The sequence below is a fragment of the Mycolicibacterium mageritense genome (genome assembly GCF_010727475.1).
Classification (GTDB): domain Bacteria; phylum Actinomycetota; class Actinomycetes; order Mycobacteriales; family Mycobacteriaceae; genus Mycobacterium; species Mycobacterium mageritense.
Window position 1 is genome coordinate 1,749,503 of sequence record NZ_AP022567.1, and the last position, 19,558, is coordinate 1,769,060.

The following is a 19,558-nucleotide window of genomic DNA, read 5'->3' on the forward strand; positions in this document are numbered from 1 at the left end:
ATGTGCGCGGGCCGAGACCTAGGACGTCTGTGCGCAGTCCTGCCCACGGCCTCACCGGCCGTTCCGTCCCGCCGAGCGCAGCGTTACGCGTTCGTGGCGGACATCGATCCGAGAAGGCGCAGAGCCTCCTCCGACGGTGAGCCCGGTTCAGGCGTGTAGGTGACAAGCATCTGGTTCGGTGACGCCGGTGTTGTCCACGTGACGAACGTGAGATCGAGGTCTCCCACTTCAGGATGGCGAAGCAGCGTCAGGCCACAGGACTTCTCGTATACGTGGTGTTTTGCCCAGAAGTGCCGAAACGTCGCGCTGTGCATGGACAGTTCGCCGACCAAGGCGGCCAAACCAGCATCATCCGGCGCCTTACCCGCCGCCATCCGGAGCATGCCGACGGTATCGCGTGCAGAGCTCTCCCAATTCCGGTGCCGTGCCGCGACCTCCTCATCCCGGAACAGCAACCATGCGGTGTTGCGTTCCCGCGGGGGCCGCGCGTCGAAGTCGGTGAACAGCGCACACGCGAGGCTGTTCCATCCGAGAACTTGAGTGTCACTGGCCAAGACGAGCGCCGGCACCGTCAAGGTATCGAGGAACATGCGCGTCGGCTTCGCAATGCGTGGCCGTCGCGCGGCCGACCTCCGGTGCGGCGGATGTGCCAGGCGATACAAGTGCTCCCGTTGCGTAGCGTCGAGCAACAGCGCGGCTGCGATCGCATCCAACACCGATTCGGACGGACGACCACCACGCCCCTGCTCCAGCCGAACGTAGTAGTCGGTGGACAGGCCCACGAGCGCAGCGACCTCCTCACGCCGCAGCCCGGGAACTCGACGTCGCCCCGAAGCGGGTATTCCCACGGAGGCCGGCGTCACCGCAGCCCTGCGTGCCTGCAGGAACTCTCCCAGCTCCGATTTGCCCACACTTCCATCCTGCCGCACGGTGCCCATCGGCACCCTGGGTGTGTCAGTACCCCGGTAGCGCGGTACCCCCGTGAGTCCGACCCTGGACCGACTCCCCGGGCACAGCAACAGTGGGCTGATGACCACTGACATCCCGCCCATTCCCACCTACACCGAAGTGGAGAGCAATCCGGACACGCTACAGAGCTTCAACGGGCACATCATCGACGAGTTCCGCGGCAACGGCGGAACTGTCGGCGGACCCTTCCAAGGGGCAAATGTATTGCTGCTGACCGTGACCGGTGCCAAGTCGGGCCGGCCGCGGGTGACTCCGCTTGAGTACTTCACGGTCGACGGACGCCTCTATGTGATCGGCACCTTCGGCGGTGCACCGAAGAATCCGGCCTGGATCCACAATCTCCGCGCCAACCCACAAGCCCATCTCGAGGTCGGCACCCAGTCCTACGACGTCATCGCACACGAGCTACCTCGGCCTGAAGCGGCCGCGATGCTTGCCGACATTGCCTCACGTCACCCCCGCCTCGCGGGCTACCCCAAGCCCGAACGCGCGATACCAGTCTTCGAACTGCGCAGGGCGTGAACGCATTCCAGCTCAGCTCGGGATGCTCCCGATCACGGATGGATCACCGCTGCCGGCAACCGCCGCGCCGACCCCTATGCCGATTCGTCCAACAATGCCGCCACCTCGGCCGAGCGCGGCACAAACACGTCGAGCACTCCGACGGCCCGCAGCGCCGGGGCCAACGCCCGAAGTTGCGCCTCGATCGCCGCGCGGTTCGGGTCGGTAGCAGGCAGGTCCGCTAATTGCTTGGCGTTGAGAACAAATGCAGCGATCGTGCCCTTGCGCACATCTACCCCGCCGAATGTCGTCGCGCTGTCCGCGTCGGCCAGCACATCCTCCGGTCGGACCGGGAGCTTTTCACTCATGACTAACCCCACTCTCCATATGTGTGCAATTTACACGCATATGACGTTACCTCAGGTGCGTGCAAAAGTCACGTAAACTGGGTCGATGCCCGATACTCCCGGTGATCGCGTTGCCACCCAGCTCGGCCGACTGCTGCTGCGCAGTACCCGCCAACACCTCTACCGGCGCCTCACGGCCGACGTCGCGGGCGTCGATGCGACCACGTATCCGGTGCTGTCCGGAATCGCGCGCCTCGGCCCGACCACCGCCACCCGGCTCGCGCCCGCGATCGGCATCGACCGCTCTGCGACAACCCGATACGCCTCGAAACTGGAGGACTCCGGACTCCTCGCACGGCAACAGGATCCGAACGACGCTCGCGCGGCACAGCTGACACTGACCGCGGCAGGTGCCGCCGCCGTCAGTGCCATGCGCGCTGAGCTCGCCGCCACCGCGAGTGAAATCCTTTCGGAGTGGGAGCCTGCCGAAGCGGAAGCGTTTGCCGGCGCACTCGAACGCTTCACCGACCGGTTCGCAGACACACCCGACTGAGGGCTGTCAGGAATCATCGGACGTCTGCCCGCGTTGCCGGTGACGGACCGATGTAACCCGATGACAGCGGACGCGGAAGGTCGCCTCCGCGATTCGAGGAGGCACCACGTGACCTTGCGCATTGACCCCGAGATCGCATCGGCGATCCTTGCACTGAGCGGGCCCGAGCCTGCGCCGCGCCCGCCGGTAGGCGACATCGCGACCCGACGGACCAACATCGAGGCGATGTTCAGCGCGGTCTCGGCCACCTGGCCGCGGTCCGAACGGGTGGACGTCGAAGAACACACGCTGGTGACCGATGACAACACTGCGCTGCCATTGCGGTGGTACCGCCCCGCCGCGGGATCCCTGCCCGGCAGCGCCGTGCTGTACCTGCACGGTGGGGGAATGATTTTCGGGTTGAATGTGGTCGCCGAGTTCTACGACAAACTGGTACGCGCATACGTCGCTGCCTCGGGCGTCCCGGCGCTCATCGTGGACTACCGGGTCGCGCCCGAGAACCCCGACCCGACTCCGGTGCAGGACTGCTATGCCGCGCTCAACTGGCTGGCCGGCCACGCCAAAGAACTCGGAGTCGATCCGGGCCGCATCGGCGTCGTCGGCGACAGCGCCGGAGGCGGACTCGCGGCCGGGGTGGCCTTGATGGCTCGCGACCTCGGCGGTCCGGCCATCGCGTTGCAGCTGCTCATCTATCCCATGCTCGACGACCGCACCACTGATCCCGATCCGCAACTGCCGCAGGAGACGTTGGTCTGGGATTACAACGACAACGTCACCGGCTGGTCTGCCCTGCTCGGCGACAGCGCCGGCGGCGCGGAGGTCTCCCCGTATGCGGCAGCTGCCCGCGCGAGCGACGTCGCCGGCCTACCGCCCACCTACCTCGACACGGGTGACCTCGACATCTTCCGAGACGAAATCACGGTCTACGCGCGACGTCTCGCGCAGGCCGGCGTTCCGACCGAGCTGCACATCTACCCCGGGTGCCCCCACGGATTCGAGGTCGTCGCCCCACAGTCGACGCAGGCACAGCAAGCGATGGCGGCCCGGATCCGCCGCCTCCAGCAGCTGTAGTGGTTTGCTGCAGTGAGGCGCTGGTATCGGGGAACACACGGCTCACCAGCCGGGAGAACGAAGAGCACCCAAGCCATCACCGGAGCGACGACGATCATCGCCAGGCCCACCCCGGGCAGCGGCGACGGGATGGTGCATCGTGCAGGCGAATGCTCTTGCACCCGCACGACGATGCTCGGCTATGCGTCTGCTTGCGCAATCCAGATGGTGCGGAGGTTGGTGAACTCGCGGACTCCGGCGGCGCCGAGTTCGCGGCCGTAGCCGCTGCGTTTGATCCCACCGAACGGCACGCGTGGATCCGACATCACCAATGAGTTGACGAACAGGACACCCGATTCGATGCGGCTGCCCACGGACACCGCGTGCTCGATGTCTCGACTCCAAACACTCGCGGCCAGACCGTATTCAGTGGAGTTGGCCACTGTGACTGCCTGATCATCGTCGTCGACTCGGATGAGAGCGACCACGGGCCCGAACGTTTCTTCGGCGAGTACTGGCATGTCGTGCGTGACATCGGTGAGCACGGTTGGGGCATAGAAGTTCCCGTCACGGTCCAGCCGTCGGCCCCCGGTCAGGACGGTGGCGCCTTGAGCCACAGACTTTTCGACCTGCCGCTGCACCTGCTCGAGGATGTCGGGTCGCGCCAGCGGGCCGACGGTGGTGGCGGCGTCGGTGGGATCACCCACGGTCAAGGACTCGACGGCCTCGACGAGTTTCTTCTGGAATCGATCGGCTATATCCTTGTGCACCACAATCCGTTTGGCTGCAATGCAGGTTTGGCCGCTGCACATGAACCGAGATTTGACCGCGTGTACCGCCGCGGCGTCTATGTCAGCGTCGGCGAGCACTACGAAGGGATCGGACCCGCCCAGTTCGAGGACGCTCTTCTTCAGGGCCCGCCCGGCAGCAGAAGCGACATGCGCTCCCGCGCGAGTGGACCCGGTCAAGGTGACTGCGGCGACCCGGGAGTCGGAAATGAGGCGCTCGGCCACGGCGGCAACATCGGCCTCGTCCACGACCAGTGTCCGCAGCACGCCGCCGGGCAGAGCGGAGGCCTCGATCACTGCCTCGATCGCCAGTGCGCTACCTGTCACGTTGGATGCATGTTTGAGGAGCACCGTGTTGCCGGCAAGTAGCGCCGGTATGGCGAATCGGAAGACCTGCCACAGCGGGAAGTTCCAGGGCATCACGGCCAGAATCACACCGAGCGGCTCATAGACGAGTCGGCAGGATTGTGCGGGCACTGCAATGGATTCCGGCTGCAGGTAGCTGGCACCGTCTTCGGCGTACTGCCGGCATTGCCACACGCACTTGTCCACCTCGGCAGCCGCCTCCGCCACTGGTTTCCCCATCTCTGCGGTGACCAGCGCCGCCAACTCTAGCCGGCGCGCGTCGAGCGCGTCGGCGACAGTGCCGAGCAGGCGAGCCCGTTCCTCGACTGCAACACGGCGCCACATCAGGCCCGTCGCATGGGTTTCCGCGAGTGCCTGCTCGATATCGGCATCGGTGAGAACGGGATAGTGATGTAGGGGCTCGTCGGTCGCGGGGTTGATCGTGACGACGGTACGGGTATCCGTGGATGTCATGGCTCTCCTGGTAATCGAATGTCGTTGGGCAGCAGTCAGGCTTGGCGATATCGGGGGCCGCGTTCGACAACGCGCATCAGCAACTCCTCGTCGATGTCTCCGCCGATTTGAGCGGTGCGAGGCTGCTGCCCGGTGTAGCCGAGTCGCTTGATCACGTCGCGGTGCGTGTAATAGCCGCCCGCAACGATCAAACAAACTGCCTGATAGCGAACGGGATCAGTGGTGCGCAGACGGTCGAGGGCTACGGCAGGCGACAGTCCGCGGGTGGCTGACCACGCGAGCCGCAACTCGTCGATGAGATCGGGGCGGGCTTTGAGGACAACGTCGAGTTGACCGGTGCTCACGTCCGCATCACTTGCCGCAGGCATCGTTTCCGAGGCGGGGATGAGCAGGTTTGCGATGCCGCTGAGCCAGTGACGGCATTCGTCGGTGACGCCTGAATCACGGCTCTGAGCGGACGGGTGTGACGTTGCGATGAAGGGCATCGGAAGCTCCTGGACCGTGGGCGCGTTCATGCGGGAACCTTCTGGTCGCGGCGGTTGGCGATGAGGTGTTCGGTCGATCGCAGAGCCAGCGCGCTGATGGTGCTGGTCGGGTTAACTCCTCCCGAGGTGACGAAGACGCTGCCGTCGACGATGTAGAGATTGGGGATGTCATGTGAGCGCCCATACTGGTCGACGACCGAAGTTCGAGGGTCGTCACCCATGCGCGCGGTGCCGAGAAGATGCCAGCCCGAGTAGCGCATCAGCGATTCGACCGCGGTGTCGTACGCGCCGGCGGCCTGCATGGATTCCACGGCGCGAGCGATGTGGAAATCGAGCAGCTTGCGCGAGTTATCGCTCACCGCATAGGCGATCTTCGGTGCGGGAATGCCAGACGAATCCGTCAACGACCCGTCCACCGTCACACGGTTGTTCTCGTCAGGCAAGTCCTCGCCGAAAATGCCCCAGCTGATCGTGCGGCCGAGGTGTCGGCAGACGTGGTCATGATGCGCTTGCCCCCAGACGTCCTGCCCCGCGCGTGTCGGCATCGCTGCGTTCAGCGGTCCCCCGGTGGGTGCCAGACTCCATTTGGCTCCGCGCACGAAGTCGCGGTCGGGTGAGGTCTCATAGAATTCGTAACACGCAATCTTGGCTCCTACGTGGCCATTCCAGCTGGCCAGGTCTTCATCGAAGTAGCCCGTCACATTGGCGAACGGGTGGACCATCAGGCGACGTCCGAGCATTCCACTGGAGTTCGCCAGGCCGTCGGGGTGGCCCGAGGTTGCGGAGTTGAGCAGAATACGCGGAGTCCCAATGGCATTGGCGGCGAGGATGACAACGTCAGCGTGGACGGCATCCCATGACCCGTCAAGGCGCACGAACTCGGCCCCGGCAGCCAAACCGTTCGACGACATGAGAATTCGGGATACCCGTGCACCCGTCAGCAGGCGGACGCCGTTGGCAGTCGCATCGGGCCAGTGCGTCAGGTCGGTAGAGGCCTTGGCCCCTTCCGGGCACCCTTGCATGCACGCACCGAACTGCACGCAGGGACGCCGTCCCCGATACGGCGCGGACAGCACCGCCTGTGCGGCGGGCCACCAGTGCCAGCCGAGTTTGTCATGCGCTTGCGCCATCCGTGCCCCGATTGCGCCGATGGGAAGTGGGGGAAGCGGCGGACCCGCCCCGTCGGGATAAGCGGGATCGCCTTCGACACCGGACACCCCGAACGCCTCATCGGTGCGCTGATAAAACGGTTGCAGGTCGGAGTAGCGCAGCGGCCAATCGTCGGCGACACCATCGAGGGTGCGGACCCGAAAATCGGAGGGCAGCAGGCGGGGCCAATCTCCGGCGTAGAGGATCATGCTGCCGCCGACACCGGCGAACATCAACGGCGCAATGTCAGACGCGCTGTCGTCGATTGGATAGTCCGCGGGATTGCCCCGCACGTTGGGACTACCTGACCACTGCTTGCGCGCTTCCAATTCGTACGTGCTTCGTTGCGCCGGATAGTCAGCGCGTTGTGGCCAGTTCCCCTGTTCCAGACAGACCACGTCGAAGCCTGCGGCCGACAGTGCCCCAGCTGCGACACCGCCCGACGCGCCGGCGCCGATGATCAGGACGTCAGCGTGTTCCATCACGATCCTTTCCAGCGCTTGGAGGCTTTAACCGTAGGTAAGCGCTTTCCTCACGACCATAGGCGCTGAGGTCATCGTGTGGCAAGCGTCACGTGAGGACGGGTTGGCTGCGGCAGCGTCGACCGCAGCCGAATCGCGCGCTCCGGCCCGGTGGGTCTACCGGTGCCGAGCGGGGGCTGTGCTTGACCGAACCACCAGATCAGTCGATACGTGGATGTTCCGAGGCCGGCCGGTGCCGGCGTCATCAGCGCTGAGGATCATCTCCATCGCCTGCGCCCCCATCTCCTCCAACGGCAGACGCACCGTGGTCAACGGTGTGCGCAGATCTGCCGCGAACCACAGGTCGTCGAAGCCGACCACCGACACGTCGGTCGGCACCCGACGGCCGAGGTGTTCGGTCAAAGCGGCCAGGGCACCCGCCGCCATCAGGTCATTGAGTGCAAACACCGCGGTGATCTCGGGGTCGCGATCGAACAACTCCAGTGCCGCAGAAAACCCTCCGTCGCGGCTGAAGCCACCGCCTGCCACCGGAATCTGTTCGGCCGGAAGCCCAAATGCCGACCACGCATCCATGAATCCGGCCAAACGGTCACGCACCGAGAACAGAAATGAGGGGCCGGCGATGAGGCCTACCTTGCGGTGGCCGAGGTCATACAGATGTCGGGCCACCTGTGCGCCGCCACGCGTATTGGCAGGCAGCACAGTGGGATACGGCAAGCCATAGTCGCTCACAAGCGCGACTCGACCGCCGCTGCGTTCAAACCCCGCCAGTGCCTCGCCGAGCGCTTCTGTGTGTCCCTCGCGCATCACCCCGCTACCGGCGAGAAGCAGGGCGCGAACACGCTGAGCCCGAAGCCGCTTGACGTAGTCGATCTCCCGGTCCGGGTCGTGAAAGGTATTGGCCAGGGTGGTCAGCAATGCGTGGCGGGCAGCCACCGTCATGACGCCGCGAGCGATCGCCGCGAAGTAGGGGTCATCGACCTCGTGCACGATCAGGCCCACGACTGAGGTGGTCGAACGCGCAAGCGCCTGGGCGGGACCGTTGGAGACATAGCCGAGATCGTCGGCGGCACGACGAATCCGGGCAGCGGTCGCGTCACTGACGACGCGATTGCTGCCGTTGAGCACTCGCGACGCGGTGGCCAGCGACAACCCTGCCCGGTCTGCCACGTCCTGCAGAGTCACAACACTGCCGTCCACCACCATCCTCCGTCGTAGCCGCCTCATCAGGCACTCTAGTCGCCCTCGAGGGCTAACCGACCTGAGCCGGCTGTGTCCCAGAACCAAAAACCGCCCCATGGTTGCGCCGGTCACGCTGACCGTGCTTCGATGGAAAGCGCTTACCTTTTGAGTCCAAAAACGGAGGAACATATGCCGCCCGCACGCATCGGAATCATCATGAACGGGGCTTCTGGCCGCATGGGTTATCGCCAACACTTGACGCGGTCGATCCTGCCGATCCGCGATGCAGGCGGCGTGTTGCTCTCGGATAACCGGACGCGGGTGCAGGTCGAGCCGATCTTGGTCGGCCGCGACCTCAAGAAGCTGAACGAGATCGCCGATCGCCACGACATTTCGCACATCTCCACCGACCTCGACGCGTGTCTGGCCGATCCGCAATGGGACATCTACGCGGATTTCCTCGTCACGAAGGCACGAGTTCCCGCGCTGCGCAAGGCCATCGACGCCGGCAAGGCGATCTACACCGAGAAGCCCACCGCCGAGACTTTCGACGAAGCGCTCGACCTGGCCCGCCGCGCCCAGCGTGCCGGTGTGAAGAACGGAGTGGTGCACGACAAACTGTTCCTGCCCGGCCTGGTCAAGCTCAAACAGCTGATCGACTCCGGCTTCTTCGGACGAATCCTCTCGGTGCGCGGTGAGTTCGGGTACTGGGTCTTCGAAGGCGACTGGCAATCCGCGCAGCGGCCCAGCTGGAACTACCGCACCGAAGACGGCGGCGGAATCGTGGTCGACATGTTCCCCCACTGGAACTATGTACTCGAATACCTTTTCGGGACCGTGGAATCGGTCTACACCCAGACTGCCACCCATATCCCCGTCCGCGTCGACGAGGCCGGTAATCCTTATGCCGCAACGGCAGACGACGCGGCCTATGCGGTGTTCGAGTTGGCCGGTGGAATCATCGCGCAACTAAACTCGAGCTGGACGGTCCGCGTCAACCGTCGGGAACTCGTGGAGTTCCAAGTCGACGGCACTCACGGCAGCGCAGTTGCCGGGCTGTTCGACTGCAGAGTTCAGCACCGCAACACCACGCCCCGCCCGGTCTGGAACCCCGACCTACCCGACGCCCACGATTACCCAGCCGATTGGGTCGCAGTGCCCGACAACTGCCCCGTCGACAACGGCTTCAAGGCCCAGTGGGAGCAATTCATCCGCCATGTCGTCGAAGATGCACCACATCCCTACGACTTCTTGTCTGGCGCCAGGGGTGTACGCCTGGCCGAGGCCGGTTTGGAAAGCGCACGCACCGGCAACCGGATTCAGCTCACGCACCTGGCCGCCGACCACCCCGACGACCTGGCAGTGAGGCTGCGATGACCGAGATTTCGCTGATCGACGAGTCGGGCACGCTCACCACACACCAGCTCCGTGACAACGACCTCCGTCCACCGGCCTCGGTGCCACCGACGGCGCGGATCGCCTACGCCGCAGCCCACGTGATCCCCCGAGCGACAGGCAACAATGTGCCCGGTGCCCCAGCCGATATCGACTGGGACGCCACCATGGAGTTTCGCCACCACCTGTGGTCGTGGCATCTAGGCGTAGCCGACGCGATGGATACCGCCCAACGCAACATGGGTCTCGACGCTGTCGCGGTCCGTGAGCTGATCAGACGCAGCGCGACAGAGGCGCAGTCTGTCGGTGGAGCGCTGGTGGTCGGCATCAACACCGACCACGTCGCGACGACCTACATTTCACTCGACGAAGTAATCAGCGCGTATGTCGAGCAACTCCATCAGGCCGAAGACGTTGGAGCACAAGCTGTGATGATGGCCAGCCGCCATCTCGCACGGGTCGCCGACGGGCCCGCCGACTACAGCCGCGTATACGACGCTGTACTGTCTCGCGCGGGAAGGCCTGTCATCCTGCACTGGCTGGGAACACCATTCGATGCCGCGCTGGCAGGCTACTTCGGATCAGATGACCTCGCTTCGGCACGTCGCACAGTGCGTACCATCATCGAAGACAACATCGACCGGGTCGCCGGCATCAAAGTAAGCCTTCTCGACGGCACAACAGAGATTGCACTTCGACGCGAACTTCCAGACTCGGTACGTGTTTTCACCGGCGACGACTACAACTACGTCGACCTCATCGCCGGTGGCACCGAAGGCCACTGCGATGCCCTGCTCGGCGCTTTCGCCACCTGTGCGCCTATCGCATCAGCCGCACTGTCAGCGCTCGATGCCGGCGACATGTGCGGCTTTCGCGCGCTGCTGCAACCCACCCAGGCACTGGCACGTCACGTCTTCGCCAGTCCCACCGAGTATTACAAGACCGGCGTGACGTTTCTGTCGTGGCTCAACGGTCACCAACCGGCCTTCGCGATGGTCAACGGTCTGCATTCGGCACGAAGCCTGCCGCATCTGTCGCGACTGGTGCAGCTCGCCGACGCCGCGGGCGCGCTCGAACAACCCGAGCTGGCCGCACAACGCTGGACTGATCTGCTGACCGTCTACGGTGTCCGGTCGACCGTCCGATCCTTAATGACCACCGGAGACAGAACATGAAACCAGCACCGAAATATCAAGCCGCAATGACCCTCTATCACTTAGGGCATCAAGGAATCTGGGAACACCACCTGTTTTCGCTCATGCGTCAGCACTATCGCGACAGTGAATTGAGCGGTCTGCGGGAAGATCTCATCGGACTCAGCACCGTGGGATGGGTCGACGTTGTCGACCAACGCGAGCATCGCAGGCAGATACTGCGCCAATACCGCCTCGCCGCGTCGGCAAGGCCACTCATCGAATACCAGCTCAATCTGGACACCTACCTTCCCACCGACCTCGACGCCGTGGCGCTATCACGCAAGGACGCATCGCGATGACTCATCTGCAACCTGCAGCACCCACCGACCTTGCCGAACGGTCCCGGCTGGCCGACGGCAAGAAAACGCGGATGGGAATGATCTATGCCGTCCTCGCCGCACCAGCACTAGGACTCGCATTCGGCTTGCTTGGCTCGATCGTCGGCGCGCCTCCCTTCAACATCGAAGCCCCCACGGGGGCCTTCGCACTCGTTGCCGTACTCCAGGTGCCATTCGGCGTGCTGGGTGTGGCGGTGTTCCTCGCAGTCAGTGGGACGTGGCGCGACGTACTGCGAGTCCTGGGACATCGGGTCAGTTGGTGGAACCTGTTCGTCGCCGTCGGCGGATTCGTCGGCGACCTGTGTTTCGCAGCTGCATCGGGCCTCATCGGCGGCGCACTCGCAGGAGCCGTGGGCGGACTCGCCGGCGTCGTCGGCGCAATCGTCGGCGCCGCGCTCTACCGCGAACGCATCCTGCGGCCCTCGACGCTCCTCGGACTCGGTGCCCTGGCCATCGGTATCTGGCTGGCCGTCTCGGGCGGCCAGATCGGTGCTCCGACCCACGGACTGCACTTCGCGGTCGGCCTGCTGATCATCGTCGTCGCCGTATTGACCTGGGGTTTCGAAAGTTTCGCCATCGCAGCCGGAACAGACCTGATGCCCGCGGAGGGATTCCTCTGGTGGCGAGCCTTCCTCGAACTTGTCATCGCCAACGCGTTGTTGTTCCTGCTGTTTCCATCCGGACGCGAAATCGCCGAACTTGCCTGGGCAGACCCGCGTCTGATCGCGATGGGCGCTGTCATCGGCCTCGGCTGGGCCATCTGGATGATCATGGGCTACTACATCGGGATCTCCTATGCCGGCGCTGTGCGCGGTGGAGTACTGACCAACACCCTCGCCTTCTTCTTCATCGCGTTCTTCTCACTGACCGTCTACGGCGCCCCCTTCAGCGTGATCGTCATCATCGGCTCGATATGCACTGTCCTCGGTGCGATGTTCATCGTCACCGAACCCAAGTCCTACATCGCGCGGCAGCGCGGATAGACCGGCAAGGAGCACTCATGACCCAGCAGCCAATCCTCGATCCAGACACCGAATCCGCACTCATGGACATCTATCTCGCCGGTGCACGCACCGCCAAAATTCGACGCCTTTCGGCACTGATTGTCTTGTGCGCGTTGTTGCTCGGCGTTCTTGTCCTCATCTACATCAACGACTGGTACGCACAATCAGGCGGTGGCGGCGCAGGCTGGGTGTTCTGCGGCATCGTCGTGGCGCTGTGCGCGATTGGCGGGGTACTGATCGACATCTTCTACCGAAAGGATCTCTGACGTGGAGAGTAACCAACAACCCGAGGCGCAGTCGGCAGCGCTTCCTCTTCTCGACGCCCGAGCCTGGGCACTCGGTTTTCTCGTCTTCTCCGTCATCGTCGCGGTGATCTTCTCCCAGTACCTCATCGATTTCATCGCCAGCGCCCACTGAAGCGACCAGCACCGGTCCATCTCAGAAATCACGAAAACGGCGAAGCCAAGATCCTGGCGCCCAAGTAGACCCGCTCCCCCGTATGGCGTCACCGCACGATCGGTGTCACTTGGCGTCGGCGCTCGCGGGATTGGCGAAGGAAGTCGCCGGCCAGACCACGAGCGGTGCGTAGCGGACTGCGGCCACTGCGGTGTGCCGATTCGTCTGCGAGCAACCCATATTCACCGCGGGTGGAGCGATCGCGGCACCGTAGCTAGCTTCCCGAAAAGGGTGGGCTGTTTGGTCCCCTGGGGTTAGCTAGTGTCCGTCGGGGATGCCGACCTGGTTCATCACATAGTCGGCCAGCAGCTCGTTGGCGTGCGTGGTGAGGTGTTCGGCCGCGGCGAATACATAGGTGCGATCGGCGTCGGGAGACTTCCACGCGTCGGCACCGCAGAAGTCCTGGCCGGGCTGCGCGCAAGCGTCCTCGTTGGCCCCGTGAGTGAACCCGTACGTGTTCGCATTCTTCAGCAGGTCATCGATGAACGCGCCGGTGTCGAGTATTTGGACTTTCGGATCCTTGGGCAGCGAATCCACCAGGTGCGTGTTGTAGACGTCGGTCAGCTCGCTGACGTAGCGGCGCGACGCGTCGGACTCGAACCAGGGAAGAACCTTGAGGTCGGCGAGCTTGAATACGAGCAGGTGCTGGGCGCCCTTGTCGAGGATTGCCGCGGCAGTCTTCGCCTCGTCCTCCGCAGCCTTTTGCACCCGCGCTCGCTCGGTTGCCATCACTTCCGGCGTCGGACTGTGGTTGTCGCGGAGAGCTTGGGCCAACGCCTGGTCTTTCGTCAGATCATAGTTGTACGCAACGTCATTCGTACCGATGTACAGAGTGACCAGTTGGTCCGGTTTGAAGGAGCCGTGCTGGTTCAGGAAGTGCTGAAGTTGGACCGCGGTGGATATCGGGGTGCCCTCCGGATTTTGCGAGACCGTCGAATAGGCACTGTTGGCCCGGGCGCCGCCTTCGGCGTAGTTCAGCCCACCGGGGCCACTGAGTCCCGGCTTCCCTTGGTAGACATCGCTGTAGCTGACGACGTGCTCATTCGGTTCCGTCGATTGGCCGAGGCGTTCGGCGACATGTTGCGCCCAGGTCATGCCGGGATTGGTAGTGAATCGAATTCCGTAGGTGCCAGCATCGGTGAGGCTGTCACCGAAGAACACGGCTTCGCGGAGCTTCGTAGGCGCCGCGGTGGTGTCTGATGAGGTGCCAGAAGAACCGCACGCCGTGAGCGCGCTGACCGTGACCGCCGCGGCAACCGCTGCGCGGACATGGACTGACATCGGCATTGTGAATTCCTTTACGGTTGGCTAGTTTCCCCGACTGGTTGTGCTGGATGGCGGCGATCAGTGCACGATGGCCTTCTCGGCACCGACCCCGATCAGCGACCGCACCTCCATTCCGGCGTTGGAGAATCGAACCTAGATGCGATGTGGGTCACAAGCGAGGCGATGCGCCGAAGCCGGGCGCGCCTGCGCCGAGTGGTCGGTCGGACACGGTGAGCGGTGGTGGTCATTCCCGACATGAAGGCTTCGGAGAAGGCGAACCTGACCGTAGTAGTACCAATAACTACTCGATCTGGGCGCGCCCATGATGCATCATCAACTTCTCTAATGCATCTGAAGAATCATTAGCTGTACTGAATCGTTGAGACTCCCTAGCGTCGACCGCATGGCCTCCCCTGTCCTGATCGGTTTCCTGACCACGATGACGCTCATCGCCGCGATCGGCGCACAGAACGCGTTCGTGCTGCGTCAGGGCATCCGCGGTGAGCATGTGGTGCCGGTCATCGCCCTGTGCACGGTCTCGGATCTGATCCTGATCGCGGCGGGTATCGCGGGTGTCGGCGCGCTCATAACCGCCCATCCCGACGCGGTTATGGTCGCCAAGTTCGGCGGTGCGGCCTTCCTCATCGGGTACGCCGCGCTGGCGGCCAAGCGGGCGTTCACCCCGTCGGCGCTGAACCCGTCGGAGAAGGCGCCGGCCCGCCTGGCCGAGGTGCTCATCACGTGTGCCGCACTGACCTGGCTCAACCCACACGTGTACCTCGACACCGTGGTCCTGCTCGGTTCGCTGGCCAACGAACAACATGACCAGCGTTGGCTTTTCGGCGCAGGTGCGGTCGCAGCCAGCGCGGTGTGGTTCATCAGCCTGGGACTGGGCGCCCGACGCCTGGCCGGTCTCTTCGCCACCCCACTGACGTGGCGCGTCCTCGACGGCGTCATCGCGGTGACGATGGCCGCGCTAGGTGTGTGGATGGTGGTGTCCTGACCGATTCGGGGGGGCCGCGCCGACCCCACATCCCCTGTTGGGCAAGCTGAGTAGCAACCCAACCGAGGAGGAGCAGTGGACTTCACAACGATTCGGCACGACCTCGACGACGGGATCCTCACCGTCGTGCTCGATCGGCCGGACAACCTCAACGCCTTTACCGTCGAGATGGCTGACGAGCTGGAACGCACATTTGTGGCAGTCAACGATGACGACGCGGTGAGGGCCGTCATCGTCACGGGCGAGGGCCGGGCGTTCTGCGCCGGCATGGACTTGTCGAGCGAGGGCAACGTCTTCGGACTCGACGAGTCCAAGTCGCCGACCTTGGCCGACATGAGCGACCTCGACAACCCCGAACTTCAGCGGGTCCGCGACACGGGTGGTCGGGTGACGGTGGCGATCTACGCGTGCCGCAAGCCGGTGATCGCGGCCATCAACGGTGCCGCCGTCGGCATCGGCGCGACCATGACGCTGGCGATGGACGCCCGGCTCATGTCGACCAAGGCCCGGTTCGGTTTGGTGTTCGGAAAGCTCGGCATCACGCCGGAGGCGTGTTCGACGTGGTTCCTACCTCGGATCGTCAGCATGCCAACGGCTTTGGACCTGGTGTACCGCTCCGACATTCTGACCGCCTCCGCTGCCTATGAGATCGGGCTCGCGCAGGCGGTCCACGAGCCTGTCGCACTGATCGCCGAGGCTCGAACATTGGCCGACGCGTGGACGCGCAACCGCTCGCCCATCTCGGTCGCCCTCATGCGACAGATGCTGTACCGCAACGCGGCCCAACCCCACCCGGTCGACGCACACCGGGTGGACTCGCTGGCGATGTTCTACACCAGCATCGGCGACGGCAACGACGGCGTGCGAGCCTTCTTGGAGAAGCGCCCGCCAGAGTTTTCCGGCCGGGCATCAGACATGCCGCCGTTCTACGAAGAGTGGACTCAGGGCGGATAGTCGACGCACAAAAGGGACGGGCACCCGCTGCGGGTGCCCGTCCATTCAGTTGTGGGTCAGCGTCCGTTGCCGAACACCGGGGTGACGCTGCCGACGCTGGCGTGCTGCTGGATGTCGTGCACCCACTGGTGATGAACCACGTCGGCCTGGGCCGGGGCAGCCAGCCCGAAGACGGCGGCGGCGAATCCGGCGGCGATGGCGCTGGCAAACCCAAACTTCTTCATGTCGAAGCCCTTCTGTTTCGGAGTTCGAGCCGTGGCGGTGAGGTCGCGGTTCGGATGTTTGTCCACCGGTTCGGGGTTTCCTACCCGGTCTGACTGCGACAACGTCGAGGTCAGCGGCTTAATTCCGCTGGCAGAAATTGACCGCCAGATGGCAGCAATCAACCGTCTGAATGCCAGCGGCTGTGACCGCGGACACGCGGAGGGCGGGTACGTTTGGCAAACGGCTCGCGATTCATCCTGCCGTCACGGCGTGAGCCACTCGCACTTCCACGCCCAGTGCGCAGTACCAACGCAACCTGCACGGCCGCGAGCTTGACCATGCCGCTACGTCCGGGTGTTGCATCGAAGTCGTGACCTCTGCTGACTCGACGCTGACCGATTCGGACTACGCACGCGCCGAACAGATGCTGGCCCCATACCGTGCGCGCAAAGTGCCGGGCAGTTCGTTGGCCCCGCAGTGGTTCGCCGGCGGCAAGCGCTTCTGGTACCGGGTCGGGGCACGCTACATCGTGGTGACTCCCGGCAACCGCAGCCGCCGCGATGCATTCGACCACGACAGGCTGGCCGCGGCGCTGTCCGTGGCGACGGGGCACGCGGTGACGGCGCAGGATCTGCCGTTGAGCGCAATCGAGATCGGTGACGACGACACCGTGCGGTTCACCGCGTTCGACACACGGTGGGAGTGGTCGGATGCCTCCGGCACGTGCGCTCGTGCGGACGGCCACGCTGCACCCAAACCCGGCGAGGCGACGTCACCTGACGGTGCGTGGATCGCTTTCCGACGCGACGGCAACATCTGGGTCCGAACCCCAGACGGCGAGCAGGAATTCGCACTCACCGACGACGCCGAACCGCAGTTCGACTACGGCGGACTGCCTGAGACCACCGGAGGGCGCGCACTGATGCGAATCCTCGGCCTGCCGCCGTTGTCGCTCTTCCATTGGTCACCCGACTCCACCCGAATCCTGGTGCAGCGCATCGATCAACGCCACGTACCCGAGCTCGTGCTCATCGAATCTGCACCTGCCGACGGCGGTCGCCCCGTCGAACACCGCACTCGGTACACGATGCCCGGCGAAGAGCGGGTGGCGACGATGACGTGGAACGTCCTCGACGTCGCCGAGCGCCGCGTGATTCGACAGCAGGCCGAGGCCACGCCGATCATGCACAACACCGCGCTCGTGTACGCATGGTGGACAGACAAATCGGAAGAAAGCGCCGTGCACTTCCTGCAGCACTCCCGCGACGCGCGGAAGCTGGAGCTGTGCCGTCTCGACCCGGCCACCGGCGCGGTCACCACACTGATCACCGAGACCGGCGAAACCCGCGTCGACCCGGCGCCCCAGCTGGGTGAGCCGCACCTCGTGCACATCTTGGAATCCGGCGAGATCCTCTGGTGGTCACAGCGCGACGGGTGGGGACACCTCTACCTCTACTCGGCCGACCGGCAGCGGGTCACACAGGTCACGCGCGGGCCGTGGCTGGTGCGCCACCTGCTGTGGGTCGACGAGGACACCCGGCAGGTGTGGTTCGTCGCGGGTGGCCTGGTCGAACGCGATCCGTATGTGCGCCAGATCTGCCGGGTCGACCTGGACGGTACTGGGTTCACCCGGCTCACCGACGACGAACTCGACCACGACGCGATCAGCCCCGCCGAGGGCGGCTATCTCGTGGATCGGGCGTCGTCGTCCAGCGTGCCGCCACGCTCCGCTGTCCTCGACAGCGACGGACGGGTGCTCGTCGAGCTCGAGTCACCGAACACCGATGCGTTGGAGGCACTCGGTTGGAGTCCGCCGGAACGCTTCCGCACGACGGCTGCCGACGGCCACACACCGATCTACGGACTGCTGTGGCGCCCACACGATTTCGACCCGAACCGGCGCTACCCGATCATCGAGCACATCTACCCCGGTCCCCAGATCTACCGTGCCGGGCCGTCGTTCGATCCGCCGCACCAGGGCGAGCCGGAAGCGTTCGCTGCGCTGGGCTTTGCGGTGGTCGCGATCGACGGCCGTGGAACGGCCGGGCGCAGCAAGGCCTTTCACGATCATTCCTACGGCGACCTCGGCAACGCCGGCGCGTTAGACGACCACGTGGCCGCGATCCGCGAACTCGGGCACCGGTATGCGTGGCTCGACACCAGCCGCGTCGGGATCACCGGTCAGTCCGCCGGTGCGTTCGCCGCCGCCCGCGCGGTGCTGATGTACCCCGACTTGTACAAGGTCGCGGTCGCCACGTCGGGTAACCACGACAACGCCGTCAACCTGGCGATGTGGGCCGAGCATTACCACGGTGACATCAGTGCCGAAGGTATGCAGGCGATCTCCAACTCCCCGTTGGCCGCCAACTTGACGGGCAGGTTGCTGCTGATCCACGGCGAACTCGACGACAACGCCCACCCCTACATGACCTTGCGGTTGGCCGACGCTCTCATCAAGGAAGACAAAGACTTCGACCTGATCATGATTCCCGGGGCCGAACACGCCCTGATCGGCCGCCAGCACTACTTCCTGCGGCGCACCTGGGACTACTTCGTGCGGCACTTGCACGGCACCGAACCGCCGAGCTACCGGCTTTCGCCGTTGCCGCTGCCCGGCGTCTTCTCGGACTGAGACTGCAGGATCTCCCGAGCCCGGCGCAAGACGTCGAGTTGCGCGGGGTTGTACAGGTCTGCCATCGCGCCGCTGATCGTCTTGTCCGCGAACGATTTCCCACGCGGAGCATCCGATCGGGACTCGGCAAGCCCGGGATGCGCCTGGTTTACCGCCCGGATGTAGGGCGCAAGCCGTTTCGCGAGATCTTCCCGCGTCGCCTCATCGACGTCTGCCGGCAGATTGTCGAATTCTGTCGAAGCGGGGTCATCGGGCGCGTCCCGCATCATGTCGGTGTAGACCCGCATCCCACGAGGCCCCAGAACGCGGCTCAGCACGACGACAAAGGCGCGATCGGCGGCGGTCATCTTGGCCGCCGCGGCCGGAGGAACGAAGTCGTGCGGCAGGTCCGTCGGCGCCGCGTGCTCCAACAGCACGGCGAGTTCGGCACGGGCGCGCTGCAGCCGTTCGATCGTCGCGGCGAGTTCTGCATCAAGCTCTTGTAGCGCCTGCTCAGGGTGCTCGTCGGCATCACCCATCGCGGCTATCTGCGGGAGCGAAAACCCAAGCTCCGTCAGCCTTTTGATGCGCACCAACTTGACCAGATGCGCAACACCGTACTGTTTGTAGCCATTGGAGCGGCGTTCCGGCTCGGCCAGCAGCCCGACGGCATGATAGTGCCGCACCGCGCGCAGACTGACGCCCGCGAGATCGGCGATTTCACGTGTGCTCCAAGCCATCATCCCCAACCCTGCCACAGCTGCCGCTTGACTATGACGTTACGTCCGAGTGTGCGATGTAGGCGT

General features: G+C 64.6%; 21 protein-coding genes. 12 read left to right on the forward strand and 9 right to left on the reverse strand.

Annotation, left to right across the window (positions count from 1 at the left end):
• Positions 1 to 83: 83 nt before the first annotated feature.
• Positions 84 to 911 (reverse strand): helix-turn-helix transcriptional regulator, encoded by an 828-nt coding sequence (locus tag G6N67_RS08490; RefSeq protein ID WP_230021490.1) that lies wholly within the window; start codon positions 909 to 911, stop codon positions 84 to 86.
• A gap of 157 nt (positions 912 to 1,068) precedes the next feature.
• Here G6N67_RS08490 and G6N67_RS08495 point away from each other — a divergent pair, with 157 nt between their 5' ends.
• Positions 1,069 to 1,491, forward strand: coding sequence for a nitroreductase/quinone reductase family protein (locus G6N67_RS08495; RefSeq protein WP_374762504.1), 423 nt, complete (start codon positions 1,069 to 1,071; stop codon positions 1,489 to 1,491).
• A 74-nt stretch (positions 1,492 to 1,565) separates the two neighbouring features.
• Here the strand turns inward: G6N67_RS08495 and G6N67_RS08500 are convergent, their stop codons facing one another.
• A complete protein-coding gene (locus G6N67_RS08500) occupies positions 1,566 to 1,838 on the reverse strand; it encodes a hypothetical protein (RefSeq protein WP_036432934.1) in 273 nt (90 codons plus the stop codon).
• An 85-nt stretch (positions 1,839 to 1,923) separates the two neighbouring features.
• On the opposite strand from G6N67_RS08500, the gene G6N67_RS08505 reads away from it, so the two are divergent.
• Together G6N67_RS08505 and G6N67_RS08510 are read left to right on the forward strand one after the other, a co-directional pair.
• Entirely contained in the window at positions 1,924 to 2,370 is a 447-nt protein-coding gene (locus tag G6N67_RS08505) for a MarR family winged helix-turn-helix transcriptional regulator (RefSeq protein ID WP_036432932.1), read from the forward strand.
• A 108-nt stretch (positions 2,371 to 2,478) separates the two neighbouring features.
• Positions 2,479 to 3,441: an alpha/beta hydrolase gene (locus tag G6N67_RS08510; RefSeq protein WP_036432931.1), complete on the forward strand. Its 963-nt coding sequence runs from the start codon at positions 2,479 to 2,481 to the stop codon at positions 3,439 to 3,441.
• A 179-nt stretch (positions 3,442 to 3,620) separates the two neighbouring features.
• On the opposite strand, the gene G6N67_RS08515 is transcribed toward G6N67_RS08510, so the two are convergent.
• From G6N67_RS08515 to G6N67_RS08530, 4 genes are all read right to left on the reverse strand, one after another.
• Positions 3,621 to 5,027 (reverse strand): NAD-dependent succinate-semialdehyde dehydrogenase, encoded by a 1,407-nt coding sequence (locus tag G6N67_RS08515; RefSeq protein WP_036432930.1) that lies wholly within the window; start codon positions 5,025 to 5,027, stop codon positions 3,621 to 3,623.
• A gap of 35 nt (positions 5,028 to 5,062) precedes the next feature.
• Positions 5,063 to 5,542, reverse strand: coding sequence for a hypothetical protein (locus tag G6N67_RS08520; RefSeq protein WP_051578729.1), 480 nt, complete (start codon positions 5,540 to 5,542; stop codon positions 5,063 to 5,065).
• On the reverse strand, positions 5,539 to 6,894 hold the full coding sequence (locus tag G6N67_RS08525; RefSeq protein WP_338100213.1) for a GMC oxidoreductase: 1,356 nt from the start codon (positions 6,892 to 6,894) through the stop codon (positions 5,539 to 5,541). Before G6N67_RS08525 ends, G6N67_RS08520 begins: the two co-directional genes overlap by 4 nt.
• 405 nt (positions 6,895 to 7,299) lie before the next feature.
• Positions 7,300 to 8,457 (reverse strand): LacI family DNA-binding transcriptional regulator, encoded by a 1,158-nt coding sequence (locus G6N67_RS08530; protein ID WP_197747957.1) that lies wholly within the window; start codon positions 8,455 to 8,457, stop codon positions 7,300 to 7,302.
• Positions 8,458 to 8,514: 57 nt separating this feature from the next.
• On the opposite strand from G6N67_RS08530, the gene G6N67_RS08535 reads away from it, so the two are divergent.
• From G6N67_RS08535 to G6N67_RS08560, 6 genes are read left to right on the forward strand one after another with little or no spacing between them, the layout of a single operon-like run.
• Positions 8,515 to 9,702, forward strand: coding sequence for a Gfo/Idh/MocA family protein (locus tag G6N67_RS08535; protein ID WP_051578727.1), 1,188 nt, complete (start codon positions 8,515 to 8,517; stop codon positions 9,700 to 9,702).
• Positions 9,699 to 10,895, forward strand: a complete 1,197-nt coding sequence (locus G6N67_RS08540) for a dihydrodipicolinate synthase family protein (protein WP_051578726.1) — start codon at positions 9,699 to 9,701, stop codon at positions 10,893 to 10,895. Before G6N67_RS08535 ends, G6N67_RS08540 begins: the two co-directional genes overlap by 4 nt.
• The gene (locus G6N67_RS08545) at positions 10,892 to 11,215 is read left to right on the forward strand and encodes a hypothetical protein (RefSeq protein ID WP_131524681.1); all 324 of its coding nucleotides are present in this window, start codon (positions 10,892 to 10,894) and stop codon (positions 11,213 to 11,215) included. Before G6N67_RS08540 ends, G6N67_RS08545 begins: the two co-directional genes overlap by 4 nt.
• Complete coding sequence (locus tag G6N67_RS08550; RefSeq protein WP_036432926.1) at positions 11,212 to 12,237, forward strand: DMT family transporter; 1,026 nt, start codon at positions 11,212 to 11,214, stop codon at positions 12,235 to 12,237. Before G6N67_RS08545 ends, G6N67_RS08550 begins: the two co-directional genes overlap by 4 nt.
• A gap of 17 nt (positions 12,238 to 12,254) precedes the next feature.
• Complete coding sequence (locus tag G6N67_RS08555; RefSeq protein WP_036432925.1) at positions 12,255 to 12,524, forward strand: hypothetical protein; 270 nt, start codon at positions 12,255 to 12,257, stop codon at positions 12,522 to 12,524.
• Position 12,525: 1 nt separating this feature from the next.
• Positions 12,526 to 12,675 carry a hypothetical protein gene (locus tag G6N67_RS08560; RefSeq protein WP_163642147.1) on the forward strand — a complete coding sequence of 50 codons (150 nt, stop codon included), beginning with the start codon at positions 12,526 to 12,528 and terminating at the stop codon, positions 12,673 to 12,675.
• 297 nt (positions 12,676 to 12,972) lie between these two features.
• Here G6N67_RS08560 and G6N67_RS08565 read toward each other — a convergent pair whose 3' ends face one another.
• Positions 12,973 to 14,001: an SGNH/GDSL hydrolase family protein gene (locus G6N67_RS08565; protein WP_036432924.1), complete on the reverse strand. Its 1,029-nt coding sequence runs from the start codon at positions 13,999 to 14,001 to the stop codon at positions 12,973 to 12,975.
• 382 nt (positions 14,002 to 14,383) lie between these two features.
• Between G6N67_RS08565 and lysE the strand changes: the two genes are divergently transcribed.
• Positions 14,384 to 14,983: an L-lysine exporter gene (gene lysE, locus G6N67_RS08570; protein ID WP_036432923.1), complete on the forward strand. Its 600-nt coding sequence runs from the start codon at positions 14,384 to 14,386 to the stop codon at positions 14,981 to 14,983.
• 75 nt (positions 14,984 to 15,058) lie between these two features.
• Positions 15,059 to 15,937, forward strand: coding sequence for a crotonase/enoyl-CoA hydratase family protein (locus G6N67_RS08575; protein ID WP_036432921.1), 879 nt, complete (start codon positions 15,059 to 15,061; stop codon positions 15,935 to 15,937).
• A gap of 56 nt (positions 15,938 to 15,993) precedes the next feature.
• Here G6N67_RS08575 and G6N67_RS08580 read toward each other — a convergent pair whose 3' ends face one another.
• Positions 15,994 to 16,323 (reverse strand): hypothetical protein, encoded by a 330-nt coding sequence (locus G6N67_RS08580; RefSeq protein ID WP_163642040.1) that lies wholly within the window; start codon positions 16,321 to 16,323, stop codon positions 15,994 to 15,996.
• Positions 16,324 to 16,565: 242 nt separating this feature from the next.
• On the opposite strand from G6N67_RS08580, the gene G6N67_RS08585 reads away from it, so the two are divergent.
• Complete coding sequence (locus G6N67_RS08585; protein WP_051578927.1) at positions 16,566 to 18,773, forward strand: S9 family peptidase; 2,208 nt, start codon at positions 16,566 to 16,568, stop codon at positions 18,771 to 18,773.
• Here the strand turns inward: G6N67_RS08585 and G6N67_RS08590 are convergent.
• The gene (locus G6N67_RS08590) at positions 18,728 to 19,492 is read right to left on the reverse strand and encodes a helix-turn-helix domain-containing protein (protein WP_036435591.1); all 765 of its coding nucleotides are present in this window, start codon (positions 19,490 to 19,492) and stop codon (positions 18,728 to 18,730) included. The genes G6N67_RS08585 and G6N67_RS08590 overlap by 46 nt on opposite strands.
• Between the last annotated feature and the right edge of the window lie 66 nt (positions 19,493 to 19,558).